Origin of the sequence: Janthinobacterium sp. P210006, assembly GCF_036231885.1 — a bacterium.
GTDB classification, from domain to species: domain Bacteria; phylum Pseudomonadota; class Gammaproteobacteria; order Burkholderiales; family Burkholderiaceae_D; genus Janthinobacterium; species Janthinobacterium violaceinigrum.
Window position 1 is genome coordinate 359675 of record NZ_JAZARD010000002.1, and the last position, 16130, is coordinate 375804.

The following is a 16130-nucleotide window of genomic DNA, read 5'->3' on the forward strand; positions in this document are numbered from 1 at the left end:
CGCGTAAGCTTATCTGGACGGCGCAATGCCGTCCGGATCGCTGCGCGCGTCCAGCGTCAGCTGCAGAAACGCCAGGTCCAGCCAGGCGCCGAACTTCGTGCCCACCTGGGGCAGCAATCCCACCTCCACGAATCCCAGTTTTTTATGCAGGGCGATCGAGCCGCCATTTTTTGCCTCGATGCCGGCCACCATCACGTGCTTGCCGATGCCGCGCGCGCGCGCGATCAATTCCACCATCAGGGCCAGCCCGATGCCTGCGCCGCGGCAATCCGGGTGCACATACACGGAATGCTCGACTGTATGGCGGAAGCCCTCGAAGGCGCGCCAGTCGCCGAACGAGGCGTAGCCGGCCACGCTGCCCGCCTCATCGATGGCGACGAGCACGGGATAGCCGGCCTTTTCGCGGTCAGCCAGCCAGGCGGCGCGGTTGGCCACGTCGACCGTCCGTTCATTCCAGATGGCCAAGGTGTTGCTGACGGCATCGTTGTAGATGGCCGTGATTCCTTCGAGGTCGCCCGTCCGGGCATCGCGTATCTGCATGTTGATCTCCTTGCTGGGCGTCTACTATAATGGACAAATCATAGATTGCCGCCCACGCCTTGTCCAATAAAATCCGAATGGAAGCCGGAATGAAATCCAATATATGTCCACTAAACCAGACGAACTGAACCAGCGCATCGGCGCCAGGGTGCGCCTCGAGCGCGAGGGGCTGGGCTGGTCGCTGACGGAGCTGGCGGCCCGTTCGGGCGTGTCGCGCGCGATGGTGCACAAGGTGGAGCGCGGCGATTGCAGCCCCACGGCCACCTTGCTGGCGCGGCTGTCGGGCGCCTTCGGCCTGAGCATGTCCGAACTGATCGCCCGCGCCGAAATGCGCGAAGGGCGTTTGCTGCGCAAGGCGGACCAGCCCGTGTGGACAGACCCGCAGAGCGGCTATGTGCGGCGGCACGTGTCGCCCGCTTCCGACATGCTGCTCGACCTCGTGCATATCAGCTTGCCGCCGGGCGCCGTGGTGGCGATGCCGGCCGCCGCCTATGTGGCGCGGCGCCAGCTGATCTGGTCGCTCAGCGGCAGCCTCGTCTTCATCGAAGGCGATACCCGCCACGTGCTGGACGAGGGCGACTGCCTGGAGCTGGGGCCGCCGGCCGACTGCGTGTTCAGGAATGAAACCTCGACCGATTGCACCTACGCCGTGGCGGTACTGAAGAGCGCTTGAGCTTAGGCCAGCGCCGCCGCGCGCAGCTGGGCAATGAAGGCGCGCGCGGCGGGTGCCTGTTCGTGGCGGCGGAAGGCCACGGCGATTTCCGAGCTGATCTGCGGGCCTTCCAGCTCGCGGAAGCAAACACCGGGCAATTGCACGCTGGCCATCACGGAGTGGGGCACGATGGCGCAACCCACGCCCAGCGACACTTCCGTCAGCACGGCCAGCAGGCTGCCCGGACGCGACACCACCTGCGCCGCAAAGCCGCCGCGCCGGCTCGCTTCCAGGGTTCCCAATTCCTGTTCCGGCACGATGAACGCCTGCTGCGCCAGCGCGGCGGGCCCGATCACGTGCAGGCGCACGAGCGGGCTGTCCGCCTGCACGGCCAGCACGAAGCGGTCGCGCAGCAGGATGACACTGTCCAGTCCGTCCGGCAGGTGCAGGGGCGGGCGCACGAACGCCAGGTCCACGCGGCCCTGGTCCAGCAAGCCGGGCAGGGTATCCATCGCATATTCGCGCGCGCCGATATGGATGCCGGGGTGGCTGGCGCGAAAGCGGGCAAACTGGTCCTGCAGCACGCCTGAGTATGCGGCCGAAGCCACGTAGCCGATTTCCAGCCGTCCCAGTTCGCCCCGGCCCGCCCGCCGCGCCACTTCCTGCGCCTGCGCCAGCTGGGCCAGCGCGCGCGTGGCCTCGATGACGAACAGCTCGCCGGCCGCCGTCAGGGCCACGGCGCGCTTGCTGCGCTGGAACAGCCGCGTGCCGAGCAAGCTTTCCGTTTCCTGCACCTGCTTGGTCAGCGCGGGCGGCGAAATGCCCAGTTCCGCGGCCGCCCGGGCAAAGTGCAGGCTGTGCGCGACGGCCAGCACGCAGCGGAAATGCCGCAATTCCATCGCTTTGTCTGTATTCACCATGGGTAAATTATAAGGCGATCATCTTATAACAGGAAATAATACAAGCCTGCTTAAAATACAGGCATGAAAAATACCAACTGGACCTTATATACGTGCTCGGGCGTGTGCGCGCTGATCATGCTCGACACCAACGTGGTGGCCGTCTCGCTGCCGTCGATCGCCCGCTCGCTCAACGCCAGCTTTGTCGACGTGGAATGGGTGGTCAGCGCCTACATGCTGGCGTTCGCCTCATTCCTGCTGCCGGCCGGCAGCATCGCCGACCGTCTGGGAAGGCGCAGGGTCATGCTGTGCGGCCTGGCCGTGTTCGCGCTGGCGTCCTTGCTGTGCGGCCTGGCGTGGACGCCGTTCGTGCTCAACGTGGCGCGCGCCGTCAAGGGCCTGGGCGCGGCGCTGCTGCTGACTTCCGCGCTGGCCGTCATCGGCCACACGTTTCATGCGGAAAAGGAGAGGGCGCGCGCCTGGTCCGTGTGGGGCGCGGCCATGGGGGTGGCCATGACGGTGGCGCCCCTCTTGGGCGGCCTGATCACGAGCGTCATCAACTGGCGCTGGATTTTCTACCTGAACCTGCCCGTCGTGGCCATCTTGATGTGGCTGGTGCACAAACACGTGGATGAATCAAAAGATGCGTCGAACGCCAGTTTCGATCCGCTGGGCGCGCTGCTGTTTTCGGCCGGCCTGTTCTGCATCATCTGGGGCCTGATCGACGCCAGCGTGGCGGGCTGGTCCAGCCGCGCCACCACGCTGCGCTTTCTGGCCGGCGCCGCGCTGCTGGCCGTGTTCGTGCTGGCGGAACGGCGCCAGCGGGCGCCCATGGTCGATTTGTCCCTGTTCGGTCGCCGCGTGTTTGTCGGGGCCGTGCTGGGCATGTTCGGCTACGCCATCGCCGCGCAAGTGATGATGACGTTTTTACCCCTGTACCTGCAGAACGCCTTCGGCTTTTCCGCCGTGCTGGCCGGCTGCGCCATGTTGCCGTTTGCCGTCGCCATGGTCGTGCTGTCGCGTCTGGCGCCGCGCGCCATGCGCCATCTGGACGACCGCGGCATCCTCGTGACGGGCTTGCTGATCGTTGCCGTGGGCAATGTGGCCACGGCCCTGGCCGTCGCCAGTTTGCAGTACGGTTTGGTGGCGGCCGGCATGGTCGTCACGGGCGCGGGGGCGGGATTGCTCAATGGCACCACGCAAAAGGCCATTCTCGCCTGCATCCCCCGCGAACGCACGGGCATGGGGTCCGGCATCAGCACCACCACGCGCTTTGTCGGCATCGTGCTGGCCGTGGGCGCGCTGGGCGCCGTGCTGGCCATGCGCACGGCCGCCTCGTTCGAAAAACTGGCGTGGCTGCACGGCTTGAAGGCTTCGCCCGAAATGATAGGGCGCATCGTGGCCGGCAACGCGGCCGACGCGTTCGGCCAGCTGCCGCCCGCCATGCAGGCCGTGGCGCAGGAAGCGGCGCGCCATGCCTTCATCGACGGCTTTGCCAGCGTGCTGTACCTGGCTGGCGGCCTGGCGGCCGTTGTGGCGGCGCTGGTGTTCGTGCTGGCCAGGCCAGTATTGTCCGCTGCGCCGGCAGCAGGAAAAGTGTAACTGTTCAGCAAGATTCACGTGCGCCGCTTGCACTTGTAATATGATGCCATCAGGAAATACATGGCATTCATATAACACGACCAATCAAGAGCGCCGAACAGAAGCGTAGCGAGCGGCAGCGAGTTGTGGCTGAGAAGCGGAGCTGTGCTTGAGCACAGTGAGCATCGGAGGCCGCAAATCGCGACGCGCAGTAGCTTATGTTCGGTGCGGGAGGAGCGCATGCGCAGAAAACGCATCATCATCACCAGCGTGCTGGTGGCCGTCATCGGCGTGGCCGCTCCCCTGAGCCTGGCCTTTTACCTGTCGTCCGTGCGGGCCGAGCAGGGCGAACAGGAACGCCTGCGCCTGCTGGCCGGCTACGCGCTCGAGCGCGCCCACCGTTCGATCGCCTCGGCCGGGGCCGCCCTGCGCAGCGCCGATGCGCTGGACCTGGCGCCGTGTTCGGAAGCGCATATCCAGCAGCTGCGCCGCATCACCATCACCACGCGCAGCATCGACGATATCGGCTATGTGGAAAACGGCTTTCTCAAATGCACGTCCACGGGCATCGAGGAGGCGCGCATCGCCATCACGCCGCCCGATTTCAACCTGGACAATGGCCTGGGTCTCGATTTCGACCTGCGCCCCGTCGCCAGCGGCGGCAAGCGCATGGTGGGATTGTCCTACCGCGCCTATAAAGTGCTGATCGATCCCGTGCGCTTTTCCGACGTCATCGTCGATAGCGACATCCAGATGGCCGTGGCCATCGGCAAGCGGGGCGTGCTCGACACCTTGCACCATCCGGACCCCGCGCAGGTGCAGGCCTTGCTCGCCGGCCATCCGGCGGCGGACGGCGTCACGCCGGACGGCAGCATCCATGCCATCCTGTACCGCGACGGCTTGACGGCCGTGATGATCGAGCCGCGCAGCAAGCTGAACGACAGGCTGCGGCGCGAACAGCTGCTGCTCTTGCCGCTGGGCCTGCTGATGGCCGCCTTCATCGTCGGCATCGTCATCTGGCTGTCGCGCCGCCGCCTGTCGCTGATGGGCGAGCTGCGCATCGCCATCGACCGGCGCGAATTCTTTGTCCATTATCAGCCCATCATCGCGCTCGACACGGGGGTGTGCGTGGGTGCCGAAGCGCTGATACGCTGGCGTCGTCCCGACGGCAGCATGATACGGCCCGACCTGTTCATCCCTGTGGCCGAGGAGGGCGGCCTGATCTTGCCCATCACGGACCAGGTGATCGATTGCGTCATCGCCGACATGCGCAGCGCGCTGCTGGCCGACCGCGACCTGCACATCGCCATCAACCTGTGCGCCAGCGATATCGAAACGGGCCGCGTGCTCGACGTGCTCGAACGGGCGCTGGACGGCACGGGCATCGAGGCGCAGCAGATCTGGCTGGAAGCGACGGAGCGTGGCTTCATCAACGTGGAAGCGGCGCGCGCCACCATCGAAAAGGCCCGCGCGCGGGGCCACGCGGTGGCTATCGACGATTTCGGCACGGGATACTCAAGCCTGTCGAGCCTGCAAAACCTGCCGCTCGACGCCTTGAAAATCGACAAATCGTTCGTCGACACCATCGGCACGGACGCCGCCACCAGCAGCGTCACGCCGCACATCATCGCCATGGCCCGCACCTTGAACATGCTGATCGTGGCCGAAGGCATCGAAACGCAGCAGCAAGCTGATTATCTGCGCGAACGCAAGGTGGAATTCGGCCAGGGCTGGCTGTTTGCCAAGGCGCTGCCGGCCCTGGACTTCCTGGCCTTTTACCAGACGCGCCGCGCGCCGTCCGCATCATGAAATCATGAAACACGCGCGCTTTCCTTATCCCTTGCAGCCGCTGCGCGTACCGGGCGGCTGGCACATCACCGTCAACACCCTGTTCGAGGTGGAGCCGGGTCCGGACACCATGCAATGGTTCAGCAGCGCATTGCTGCTGTGGGGCCATTGCCGCGACAGCGGTTACGGCTTCAACTCGCACTTCGAACCGGAAGACGACCCGCAGGGCGAGTTCGTGCTGGAAATGGGCAGGGTGGCATACGACCGCCACGGCAAGGTCGTCAAGGACAGCGAGGTGTTCCTGGGCGAGTTCCGCACGCGCAGCAAGGCGGCGTTTGCTGCACGGGTCGAGCAATTCATGCAAGACCCGGCAGTCTGAACGCTACGGCTTGCGCGGCAAGACCGTGTCCTGACCGCTTTGCTTGAGCACGGCGCTGGCGATCTTGCCCGCCGCATCGCGCGTAAACGCCAGTTCCGCATCGATGGCGCGGAAGAAGAATTGGTCTTTCGCGCTGGCAAACAAGGGGGCGGATCCCATGCCTGTCCCGGCCGCTTCCAGGCCCTGCTTGCCCAGGCTCACCGTCAAGGTGAAATCCTTGTCCAATGGATACTCGCCAACGTATTCGGCGAGCGCGGCGCGCGGCACTTCGATGGCCGCTTGCGGCTTTTTCAGCGGCGGCAGGGGCGTGCCGGGCAGCAAGGTGGATAAGCCCAGCGCATCGACGTCGCGCGCCGTATTCGTCAACACCACCACGCCCCGCTTGCCGTCCGTCGTGAACGCCGCATAGCTGCTGTAGCCGCCCGTCTGGCCGCTGTGCCAGGCGTAGGCCCGGCCCTGTCGCTGTTCCAGCAGCCAGGACAGGCCGATTTTCGTGTCGTCGCCGGACGCCACCGGACGCTGCGGCTGGATCGCCAGCGCATACGGACGCAGCGGCTTGAACATGTACGCTTGCAGGTAGGCGACCATGTCGCGCGCGCTGGAATAGACGCCACCGGCCGGCGCCACCACATTCAAATCCCAGGCGGGCGTGGGTTCGCCCGACAGCAGATGGCCGGGCGCCAGGCGCGCCAGCATGCCGTGCGTGGGCTGGTTCGAGGTGGAACGCATGCCGAGCGGCACGGCGATGCGCTTTTGCAGCAGCGCTTCATAGCTGGTGCCGGCCTGTGCGGCCAGGGCCGTACCCAGCACGGCGTAGCCGATATTCGAGTAGTCAAAGGCCGTGCCTGGCGCGCGCGGCAGGTGGTAGGCGGCAAGAAACTGCCGCTGCTTCGCTTCCGTGTAATCGGCATACGGGTTGGCCGGGTCCCTGGGCGCGAAGTTGTCGGGCAGGCGCGGCAGCGAGGAATAATGCGTGGCCAGGTCGAGCAGGCTGATCGTTTTTCCATCGAAGGCAGGCACGGTATAGCCCGGCAACAAGGCCGCCACGGGCTCGTCGAGCTTGACCTTGCCTTCGACGACGGCGTTGGCCAGCAGCAAAGCCGTCATGGTCTTGGTGACGGAACCGATCTGGTAAACGGTGTCGGCGCCAGGCTTGGCGCTTTTGCCTGTCCGGCTGCTGCCGAAGCCATACACGGCGCTGTCCTTGCCTTCGATCACGGCGATGACGATGCTGGCGTGCAGGCCCGTGCGGGTGAGTTCTTCTGCGCGCTGGCGCACGGCGTCGTCCAGCACGGGAGAGGCCAGTGCGGCGGTGCCGGCGAGGCAAAGGGGGAGGAGGGCGAAAGTGGGTGTCATGGGTAACCTTGTCCAGAGTGGATCGAAGGCACGCCGGCGCATGGGGAAGGTGGCTGGCATGCATGGTGAAGGATACGGGCCCAACATGAAGGTTGCCTGAGTTTTATGTTTGCCGGTATGGCAAGGCTTGCGATTGCTCAATGTTCAGCTATCGGCGCTTCCAGCAGGCACGCCAGCTGCGCACGCATGTCGCTGGTCATGCATTGCAATAATTCGCCGCGCCGGCGCGCATCGGCGCGCTTCTTTGACGGCACTGCGGCCAGGTCGGGCGCCCGGTAGGCGGCGCAGGGCAAGTGATAATTCCCGTTGGGCATGCGCAAGGCATGCAATTCCTGCCACGCCAGGTCGTAATCGGCGGCAATATGGCGGCGCCGGCGCGCATTCAAGGCGATGCGGTTGTCATTGCTGATCAAAAACAGGTTGTTACAGGCGAAAAAATCGCCGAAATCGCGCAAGGCCGCGACCATCAGGTTTTTTGGCCGGCAACCGTGCAAGGCCCGCGTGGCCGTCTTCACGGCCTGGGCACCCGCTTCCGAGCGCAAGCCTTGCAGCGCGCCCAGCTGCAAGGACACGCCGTCGGCGCGCGGCAGGAACAGGAAGCTGGCCAGATACAGGGGCTGGCCGTCGCACGTGAGGCGCAGGCACAGCTCGCCTTCGCGGTAGCTGTCGTGGATGGCCGTCAGCTGCAGGCGGTACAGCGCGCCGTCCTTGCCTTCGAACGCGGCCAGCACCAGGGGCTGGCGCGCGGCCCGCTCGACCAGGGTCCGCGCGCCCGCCTGCCACAGGAAACGGTAGTGTCCTTCCAGCAAGGCCAAACGATCCTCGCAGCCCAGCTGGCGCGAGGCGTAAGGGCGGTATATCTTGAAGCGCAGGCAGGGATGCAGCTGCGCCAGCGTGTTCAATCCTGGCATGCTGCCCAGGAACGCTTGCCAGCGCGTGCGCTGGCGGGGAAAGAAGAGGGCCCCCAGCGCCGCTTTCAAGCGGTGGCCGCTGGCGGGGTGCGGCACGGCGGCGCCGTGGTGCAGGGATAAAGCGATGTCATTCATGATTCAGCCGGAAAATGGCAGGCGCTGCACAATGAGAGCCTTGCCAATTTGAATGCTACGCGAGCCAGGTGAATTTCATATTAAGAAGCCATGCAGGCGGGTATTTAGAGGATGGTAACTAAACATTTGCCTTCTGGCAATATGGACGGTTATGCTCGCGGCAACTTCACTCGACGCCTGCCGCCATTCATGCATCACCGCCATTTGCTTGCCATTCCCCTGCTCGTCGCCGCGCTGTGCGCCCAGGCGCAAGAGCGTACGGGCGACCCCTTGGGGCCGTTGGCGCAATGCATCAACCGCAGCCAGTTCCAGTTCAGGCAGCAGGACCGCTTGCCTGCGCATGCGACGACGCGCAGCGTCAAGCTGGCGACGGGCGAGGCGCAGGTATCGACGACCGATGGCTACCGGCTGATGTTGTTCCGCAAGAGCAGCTTGCCCTTGGTGAACCTGAAAATCGAACGCAGCGCCGCAGGCCGCTTTGCCGCCGACCGCGACGCCATCGTGGCGCAAATGGGAGAAATGGCCGCCAAAGGCAAGCTGCCGCTGGAAACGGACGCGCGCGATGGCGTGGAAGTGCTAGGATTGAATAACGCCAGTATCGCGCACGCGCCGGGCATCCTCGGTCTGTACTCGCTGCTGCACGCTGCCAGTGGCACGGTGGCCACCGCCTACATACTGAACCAGCCTGGCGATCCGCTCGACTTTGCGACGGACGCGCAATACCATGCACTGCGCACACAATTGATTGCCTCGCTTGTACGCTGCATGGCCGATCCCGCACCGTAAGGCAGGCGCACACGGGCACCAGGAAAGGAGATCACCGCCATGAAAAAAGCAGAACCAGACACGCAGTCCGACGACGGCGCGGTGAGCGTCGAGTCCGCCACTGCCCTGATCGACGCGAAAATCGCCGCGCTGGCGGACTGGCGCGGGAAAACGCTGGCCACGGTGCGCGCGCTGATACGCCAGGCAGACCCGGACGTGGTGGAAGAAGTCAAATGGCGCGGCGTGCCCGTGTGGTCGCATGCGGGCATGATTTGCACGGGCGAAACCTATAAACTGGCCGTCAAGCTGACCTTCGCCAAGGGCGCCGCCTTGCCCGATCCGGACGGCCTGTTCAACTCGAGCCTGGACGGCAACACGCGCCGGGCCATCGACCTCCACGAGGGCGAGCATCTCGATACTGCCGCGTTCAAGGCGCTGATACGCGCCGCCGTGGCCCTGAACACGGCGCCCAAGGCAAAGCGGACGAGCACGTGAGACATTATCTGTATCTGTGGCACGACCCGGCCGAGCGCATGCTGGTCGCTTCCGGCATCGAATTCAAGGATTTTATTCCCGTCCTGGTCGAGGCGGGCGGCATCGTGCTGCGCAAGGGAAGCGCCGGGACGCCCAGGAAGCCTGCCGCTTGCCAGGCGCTGGCGCAGCAGCAATTGCCGGCCCTGGCGCAAGAAGACCTGTACGCCTGCGGCAGCCATGCCTGGGCCGACTGGCGGGGCGCGGCGCTGCCGTCCTTGGACGGGGACGTGGCGGCAGCGCTCGCCTACCGCGCCGCGCCGTCGCAGCGCACGCAGCTGGCCGCCTTGCAAAACCGCTTCCTCGCCTTTGCCCACGACGACGGCTGGTACCTGAAACTATTTTATGCGGCATGGGACGATGCGGCGGCTTTCCTTGCCGGCGCCATCCCGCCAGCGCTGGGCACGCTCGATCTGGCTGCGCTGGCTCAGGGGGACGACGGTTACTGGCTGCAAGACAGCGCTGTCCACGTGGAACTGAAAACCCACGATATCGACAGCGTGCTGAACCGCCGTTTGTGACCGTATAATGGCATTCCGATAACTGATACGCACCTGCCCATGCTTCGTCCTCATTTCGCCACGGCATCGCCTCACTTGCGCGCCGCCGCATGATGCCAGCCACGGTCCGGCCATTTGCGCAGGCGGACACGCCTTGCTGCACCGCCATCCTGGCGCTGGCGGGGCGCGACACCTTCGGCCCTGTCGCCAACGCCGCGGCGTTCACGGCAGCAACGCAAGGCGAAGCAATCCTCGTTGCCGAGCGTGACGGCATCGTCATCGGCTTTGCGGCCGTGCATACGGAGGACGCGCCCGACTATTTCCTGCATCATTTGTACGTGCACCCGGCGCACAGCGGACAGGGCATCGGCGCGCAGCTGCTGGCGGCCGTGGTGGCGCGCTTCGGTCCCCACCTGAGCCTGAAGACGCAGCTGGGCAATACGGGCGCCCGGCGTTTCTATGCGCGCGCGGGCTGGGTCGAAGACGCCGGCGACGGCGGCGTGGACATCCTCGGCGCGTGGATCAGGGTGCGCTACCGTGCCGCACCGCCTGTGCAATGAAAGACCCTGGCGCAATCGACCCCGCCCTGGCGAGGATGATGGGCTGGTTCCTGATCCTGCTCGCCCTTCCCACCGCGTATTTTTCCTTCTGGCGCGCCTATGACAAGCTCGCGTCTCCCGCCTGGCCCGTGACCAGCGCCGAAATCGTGCGCAGCAGCATGTATCAGCGCACGGGCAAGTCGCAGGACTGGTGCGTCAAACTCAGCTACCGCTACAGCGTCGATGGCAAGGCCTACCGCAGTTCGCGCATCGGCGTCTCGCGGATCGGCAACGCCGGCTGCCACCGCGACCAGGCCGTCACTGCCTGGCGCCTGGCCAGCATGCCGCCAGGCGCACACATCCGCGTGCATTACCGGCCGCGCGACCCCGGCGATACGGCCGTGTTCCTCGCCAGCCTCGATTTCCTCGATTATTTCGGCCTTGCCTTGGGAGTGCTGCTGTTCGTGCTGGGCGTATCGGAAGCGCGCAAGCAGGCGCCGCCAGCGAAGTCTGCCTTGCCGGACGTGGCATCCATGGCTGCGCGGTCGTAGTCTTGCTCAAGCGGCGCGCCGTCCGGCGTCAGCGTGAAATGCTGCGCATATTCGTCGCCGTCGGCCGTCATGGGGCAGGCGAAATCATGGAGCAAGCCTTGACGGTGGGCGATGCCCGTCGTGGGGGCGCGCAGATACCCCAGGCCATCAGCACGGGTTCAAATACGGCGTTGCTCCTTGCTCCCGGTTAGCAGCCCCAGCCTGGCCGCCATGCCGGCATTCTCGCGCAGCAAGCCGTCGCGCTCCTGCGCCAAGGCGTCCATTTTCTGCTGCGATAGTTGTCCGTTTTCCGCCAGCATGTCGAGCTGGCGGTCTTGCGCGGCCAGCGCCACCTTGGCGTCGTTCAGTGCCAGCAGAGCCGTCTCCAGCTTGGCCAGCAGGGCGTCGGCCGACGCTGCCGCCTGCAGATACTGAAATTCGAACTGGTCGCGCTCGGGGCGCACGGTAGCGAGGGCTTCGCGGTCCGCTGCGGCCTGGGCCGCCAGCGCCGTTTGCTCCGCCTGCAGCTGCGCCAGGCGCATGTCCTGCTGCACCAGCGTCGCTTGCTGGCCTTGCAAGCGCTGCTGCAGCTGCGCATTGTCCTGTTCCAGCCGGCTGATCCGTTGCTGCGACTGGGCCCGTTCCTCGCTGCGCTGGGCGGCCGCCGCTTCCTGGTAGTGGTCGAACTGCGAGCGCACCTGCGCCAGCTGGCGGTTCAGGGCGGCGATTTCCTCGCCCCGGTCGGCCAGGCGCTGCGTCAGGCCCGCATTGTCGCTGTGCAGGGTGGCCAGGGTGACGGCGCGGAAATGGTGCTCTTCCTTCAGTTGCGCCAGCGCATGCTGCGTGGCGCGCAATTCCTGGGTGAGGGCGGCGCGTGCCTCCGTCAGTTTCAACCGCTCATTTTCCGTTTTCTTCAGTTGGGCCAAAGCCGCATCGCGTTCGGCGCGGTGTTGCTGCATGCCCGTTTCCAGCTGCTGTGCCACGTCGCGCTGCTGCTTGTCGTACACGCCGCGCATCGCTTCCATCAACTCGGCCGGCAAGCCGGATTCCGTCTTCACGGCGCCCGCGCCCTGGAATTCTTCTTTCCAGCGCTTGAGCAGGGGCGCGATGGTGCTCTTGCTGCCCGTGCTGCCCAGCGCTTCGCGCACGCTGTCGACCGTGGGATTGCGCCCATCGGCAGCGACGATTTGGGCTGCTTTCATAACATCAGAGTACAGAATGCCGGTGCGGGCCATAAAATCACCTATGAGCGAAATTTAGTAACGTATTACATGATACGTAATATCGCATAATATTACGATATAAATTTTGAGGATTTTTGAAAAATATAAACTGCGATAAGATCGCTTATCGCGTATTATGGGGGTGGTTTGCATGGTATTCTGCGATTCTCCCAGTACACAACCGCGATTTCGCTGCCGCCATGCCCGATTTGCCCCTCCCGAAACGCCGTGTCGCCGTGCCGAAAACCGGCGCCATCACCGTTGCACCGTTACACGGTGCCCTGATCGATGCCGAGCTGGCCGCGCGCCACCAGTCGTTTCTCGCTGCTGCTACCTCGGACAACACGCGCCGCACCTACCGTTCCGCCATCCGCCACTTCCAGGCGTGGGGCGGGGCGCTGCCCGCCGACGAGTCCACCGTCACCCGCTACCTGATGGCGTACGCGGACAGCCTGAACGCCCGCACCCTGGCCCTGCGCCTGACGGCCCTGTCGCAATGGCATGTGTACCAGGGCTTTGCGGACCCCGCGTCCACGCCCACCGTGCGCAAGACCCTGGCCGGCATCGCCCGCCTGCACGGCAAGCCGAAAAAGAAGGCCAAGGCCCTGCCTTTGGAAGATTTGGAAACGATCGTCACCAGCCTGGCCGCGCTGGGCAGCATCAAGGCCTTGCGCGATAGCGCCTTGCTGCAGCTGGGATTTTTTGGCGGTTTCCGCCGCAGCGAACTGGCGGGATTGATGCTGGAAGACGTGAGCTGGGAGCCGCAGGGCATGGTGATCACCTTGCCCCGCTCGAAAACGGATCAGCTGGGGGAGGGCATCGTCAAGGCGATTCCGTTCGGCGACGGCGTCTGTTGCCCCGCCACGGCCTTGCGCGCCTGGCTGGCCGCGGCGCACATCCGCACGGGGCCGCTATTGCGCCCCGTCAATCAGTGGGGCCATGTGAGCGCCAGGGCGCTGCACGCGAGCAGCATCAATACCATACTGGAAAGCTGCGCCCGGCTGGCGGCGCTCGATTACGTGCCGGAATTGTCGAGTCACAGCCTGCGCCGCGGCATGGCCACCAGCGCGCACCGGGCCGGCGCCGATTTCCAGGCCATCAAGCGCCAGGGCGGCTGGCGCCACGACGGCACCGTGCATGGCTATATAGAAGAGGCGGGGCGTTTTGAAGAGAATGCGGCGGGAAGTTTATTGAAAGGGAAGAAAAAGGCGGCGGCCTGAGAGCGCGCAGCACCTTGCTGGTACCCGTCTGGCAGCGAACGGGAGTGATGGGGCATGGCTTTGTGCATTTGGCTGGACGCGCAGCCGCCATTGAGAGACATCTTCATCGACTGTCCGCCAGCTTATGTTTGCATGCGAGTTCTCTTGACGATTTTTTAGAAGGCGCAAACTTAGCTCCAATGCAGAAAACCTGGGTGTTCCAAATCGATGAGCCATGCGTGAATGGCGCGAATGCCCGCTTCGCGAGGCAATACCAACTCGCTTGATGGCGTGTAAAGAGATCCGTCATCATCTTTGAACGAGATGACGTCGTTAATCGGTATTAGGCCAGTGAGATTGCTGGCATTGTGATCGCGATGCTCGCCTATTCGGGCAACGGCATACGCTTCGGAACACCACAAACAAAAATCGCCGAGGCTGACATTGTCTCGCCAGACAGAAGCTTCCACCAAACAATCAGAGTCAGTCGGAACGCCAAGCCAGGTAACGGCTGCCGTTCCTGTGTCAAATGTCCCCATCACCGAGGTCGGCTCTGGTGTGTATCGTATGATCGTTAGTGCGTAACGTTGCCCACTTGAGCCTTGCTTCAATGCGGTTTCTTTTTTGAAATTGAAAATCGTACGTTTGAAAAAAGAGTTCAGTGTCATTGTGCTATTTTGAGTATTGCCGAGAGGCCTGAAAGCCTTGGGAGGAAATATTTCTTGATGAATTGCAAATGAGGTTCAGGCGACTCTCATTGTCAGTTCAAAGGCGCTTCCGCATTTGCCGGGATGCCAACCCTGCGTCAATGCTTGCCGAATAGCATATTCCACGACTGATGGCGTAATCGCGCGCGCTTCCATGCCCAGCCAATTATCCGGACGTGTTACGTGTGTTCTCACTACCAGCGTGCTTCGGCCATCGCTTGCAGCGTCAACTGCAAAAGACAAACCAGTGCTTGCCAGTGCTTGTATATATGTCGGTTGCCGTCTGACCGACCATCGGTAAAACGTAGAGTCAACAACAATTTGACGACTTCCCTTTTTTACGATGGACATGACATTACCTATGGTTCAGTGACAGCGCCCAGCCAGAATAGCGCAGTGTATGGCGCTGTTACTTCTTTGGCAAGCAAGAAACAAACTAGTGTCTCTACCGCGCATGCTAAAACAGCGGCTTGACGAAATGAATGCGCTCCCTGGCTGGGTCGCCAAAGTGCTCCACGGCTCTTATTTGATAGCCATTGCGGATCAGCAAGCGCAGCATGGCCGGATAGCGGTTCATCGATTTCACGGTGACGGCCACATAGCCTTGCTCGCGTGCCCAGCCTTCCTGACGCTCCAGCAGGCGCTGCGCCAGGCCTGTCTTGCGGTGCGCGGGCAGCACGCCGCCGAGCCAGCTGTACAAAGAGCCATCCTCGGCGGCATATCCCAGCTTGCAGCCGACGGGCTGGCCGTCCACTTCCGCGATCAGCACCAGCGCGCCGGCCGGCAGGCGCTCCTGCAACTGCGCCAGGCTGCGCCGCTGGTCGAATTCGGGTATCGCCTGCAGCACCTGCCAGGCTTCCTCGATGTTGCCAATACGGATCATGCGGCCGCTTGTTCCCGCTGGGCCGGGCGGATGATCATGCAGGTGGCGGTCGCGTGCGCGTACACCTTACCGGCTTCGTCGCGGATCGTGCCTTCGGAAATGACCAGGTTGCGTCCCGCATTGATGACTTTGCCTTCGGCATACACCGTCACGTTGAAGGGCAGGGGGCGGCACATCTTGATGTTCAGGTCTGTCGTGCCGTAGCTTTCGCCGGCAGGCAAGACCGTGTGCGTGGCGCAGCCCGTGACCGTGTCCAGCACGGTGGCGGCAAAACCGCCGTGCACACCGCCCATGGGGTTGGTGTGGTTTTCATTTGCCGTCGCCGTGAAGATGACCCTGCCATGCTCGATCGTGTGAGCGTCCATGGGCATGGTCTTGGAAATGCCGGGCCGGGGAAACAGGCCTTGCGCGAAAGCTTGCATCAGTTGCAAGCCGGTCATGTCATTGGGGTGCATGGTAACTCCTGTGGGATGAAGGTGAGATTAAACGTCTTGCTGGAAACGCAGGCGCGAGGCGTGCAGCAGGAAGCGGGCGACGACGGCCAGTTCCTCCTCGCTGAAACCTTGCTTCAGTTGTTCATTCAGGCTGTCGAGCAGGGGCAGGGCAGCGGCCAGCACCTCGCCACCCTTGGGCGACATGTGCAGCGTGCCCGCGCGCGCGTCAAACGCCGACTGGCCGCGCACGATCAAGCCGTTTTCTTCCATGCGCGCCACCAGGCCCGTGACGGCCGAGTTTTTCAATTGCAGCGCCCGCCCCAGATCCTTCAGTTGGCAACCTTCCTCGCCCTTCAGGGCAAACAGGGCGACAACTTGCGTGCCTGAAAACCCCAGTTCGCTGGTGAAGACGGCATCGGCCGAACGGAACAGATTCTGGCGCGCCAGGTTGAGCAGATTGAACAGCCGCGGCGAACGCTCGCCCAGCGGGCAGGCTGCGGCATCGGGGAGGTCGGATTGGGAGGAGGTATTGGTACGCATGCGGAGTATACTACTACGTATGCGTAATAAATCAAGCA

General features: G+C 64.0%; 19 protein-coding genes. 10 read left to right on the forward strand and 9 right to left on the reverse strand.

Annotation, left to right across the window (positions count from 1 at the left end; all coding sequences use genetic code 11):
• Window positions 1–9 precede the first annotated feature (9 nt).
• Entirely contained in the window at window positions 10–540 is a 531-nt protein-coding gene (locus tag VPH41_RS10005; RefSeq protein WP_328569868.1) for a GNAT family N-acetyltransferase, read from the reverse strand.
• A gap of 103 nt (window positions 541–643) precedes the next feature.
• On the opposite strand from VPH41_RS10005, the gene VPH41_RS10010 reads away from it, so the two are divergent.
• A complete protein-coding gene (locus tag VPH41_RS10010; RefSeq protein ID WP_328569869.1) occupies window positions 644–1213 on the forward strand; it encodes a helix-turn-helix domain-containing protein in 570 nt (189 codons plus the stop codon).
• 2 nt (window positions 1214–1215) lie between these two features.
• Here the strand turns inward: VPH41_RS10010 and VPH41_RS10015 are convergent, their stop codons facing one another.
• Window positions 1216–2112 (reverse strand): LysR family transcriptional regulator, encoded by an 897-nt coding sequence (locus VPH41_RS10015; RefSeq protein WP_328569870.1) that lies wholly within the window; start codon window positions 2110–2112, stop codon window positions 1216–1218.
• Window positions 2113–2175: 63 nt separating this feature from the next.
• Between VPH41_RS10015 and VPH41_RS10020 the strand changes: the two genes are divergently transcribed.
• From VPH41_RS10020 to VPH41_RS10030, 3 genes are all read left to right on the forward strand, one after another.
• Complete coding sequence (locus tag VPH41_RS10020; protein ID WP_328569871.1) at window positions 2176–3693, forward strand: MFS transporter; 1518 nt, start codon at window positions 2176–2178, stop codon at window positions 3691–3693.
• Between the two features lie 219 nt (window positions 3694–3912).
• Window positions 3913–5481, forward strand: coding sequence for an EAL domain-containing protein (locus VPH41_RS10025; RefSeq protein WP_328569872.1), 1569 nt, complete (start codon window positions 3913–3915; stop codon window positions 5479–5481).
• Between the two features lie 4 nt (window positions 5482–5485).
• On the forward strand, window positions 5486–5839 hold the full coding sequence (locus tag VPH41_RS10030) for a hypothetical protein (protein WP_328569873.1): 354 nt from the start codon (window positions 5486–5488) through the stop codon (window positions 5837–5839).
• A gap of 3 nt (window positions 5840–5842) precedes the next feature.
• Here VPH41_RS10030 and VPH41_RS10035 read toward each other — a convergent pair whose 3' ends face one another.
• Window positions 5843–7195: a serine hydrolase gene (locus VPH41_RS10035; RefSeq protein ID WP_328569874.1), complete on the reverse strand. Its 1353-nt coding sequence runs from the start codon at window positions 7193–7195 to the stop codon at window positions 5843–5845.
• Between the two features lie 137 nt (window positions 7196–7332).
• Complete coding sequence (locus VPH41_RS10040) at window positions 7333–8241, reverse strand: VirK/YbjX family protein (protein WP_328569875.1); 909 nt, start codon at window positions 8239–8241, stop codon at window positions 7333–7335.
• 189 nt (window positions 8242–8430) lie between these two features.
• On the opposite strand from VPH41_RS10040, the gene VPH41_RS10045 reads away from it, so the two are divergent.
• The 5 genes from VPH41_RS10045 to VPH41_RS10065 all read left to right on the forward strand — a co-directional run bounded on the left by VPH41_RS10045 (window position 8431) and on the right by VPH41_RS10065 (window position 11127).
• Window positions 8431–9027: a hypothetical protein gene (locus tag VPH41_RS10045; protein ID WP_328569876.1), complete on the forward strand. Its 597-nt coding sequence runs from the start codon at window positions 8431–8433 to the stop codon at window positions 9025–9027.
• 39 nt (window positions 9028–9066) lie between these two features.
• Window positions 9067–9501, forward strand: coding sequence for a DUF1801 domain-containing protein (locus VPH41_RS10050; protein ID WP_328569877.1), 435 nt, complete (start codon window positions 9067–9069; stop codon window positions 9499–9501).
• Entirely contained in the window at window positions 9498–10058 is a 561-nt protein-coding gene (locus tag VPH41_RS10055; protein ID WP_328569878.1) for a hypothetical protein, read from the forward strand. Before VPH41_RS10050 ends, VPH41_RS10055 begins: the two co-directional genes overlap by 4 nt.
• A gap of 89 nt (window positions 10059–10147) precedes the next feature.
• Window positions 10148–10597: a GNAT family N-acetyltransferase gene (locus tag VPH41_RS10060; RefSeq protein ID WP_328569879.1), complete on the forward strand. Its 450-nt coding sequence runs from the start codon at window positions 10148–10150 to the stop codon at window positions 10595–10597.
• Window positions 10594–11127, forward strand: a complete 534-nt coding sequence (locus tag VPH41_RS10065) for a DUF3592 domain-containing protein (RefSeq protein WP_328569880.1) — start codon at window positions 10594–10596, stop codon at window positions 11125–11127. Before VPH41_RS10060 ends, VPH41_RS10065 begins: the two co-directional genes overlap by 4 nt.
• Window positions 11128–11285: 158 nt before the next feature.
• Here the strand turns inward: VPH41_RS10065 and VPH41_RS10070 are convergent, their stop codons facing one another.
• Window positions 11286–12308 carry a DNA-binding protein gene (locus VPH41_RS10070; protein WP_328569881.1) on the reverse strand — a complete coding sequence of 341 codons (1023 nt, stop codon included), beginning with the start codon at window positions 12306–12308 and terminating at the stop codon, window positions 11286–11288.
• A 221-nt stretch (window positions 12309–12529) separates the two neighbouring features.
• On the opposite strand from VPH41_RS10070, the gene VPH41_RS10075 reads away from it, so the two are divergent.
• The gene (locus VPH41_RS10075) at window positions 12530–13549 is read left to right on the forward strand and encodes a site-specific integrase (protein ID WP_328569882.1); all 1020 of its coding nucleotides are present in this window, start codon (window positions 12530–12532) and stop codon (window positions 13547–13549) included.
• A 170-nt stretch (window positions 13550–13719) separates the two neighbouring features.
• Here VPH41_RS10075 and VPH41_RS10080 read toward each other — a convergent pair whose 3' ends face one another.
• The 4 genes from VPH41_RS10080 to VPH41_RS10095 form a co-directional block, all read right to left on the reverse strand.
• Entirely contained in the window at window positions 13720–14196 is a 477-nt protein-coding gene (locus tag VPH41_RS10080; RefSeq protein ID WP_328569883.1) for a hypothetical protein, read from the reverse strand.
• A gap of 496 nt (window positions 14197–14692) precedes the next feature.
• Window positions 14693–15118 (reverse strand): GNAT family N-acetyltransferase, encoded by a 426-nt coding sequence (locus VPH41_RS10085; protein WP_328569884.1) that lies wholly within the window; start codon window positions 15116–15118, stop codon window positions 14693–14695.
• Window positions 15115–15573 (reverse strand): PaaI family thioesterase, encoded by a 459-nt coding sequence (locus VPH41_RS10090; RefSeq protein WP_099668007.1) that lies wholly within the window; start codon window positions 15571–15573, stop codon window positions 15115–15117. The genes VPH41_RS10085 and VPH41_RS10090 overlap by 4 nt, the downstream gene beginning before the upstream one ends.
• A 27-nt stretch (window positions 15574–15600) precedes the next feature.
• Complete coding sequence (locus tag VPH41_RS10095; protein WP_328569885.1) at window positions 15601–16092, reverse strand: MarR family winged helix-turn-helix transcriptional regulator; 492 nt, start codon at window positions 16090–16092, stop codon at window positions 15601–15603.
• Between the last annotated feature and the right edge of the window lie 38 nt (window positions 16093–16130).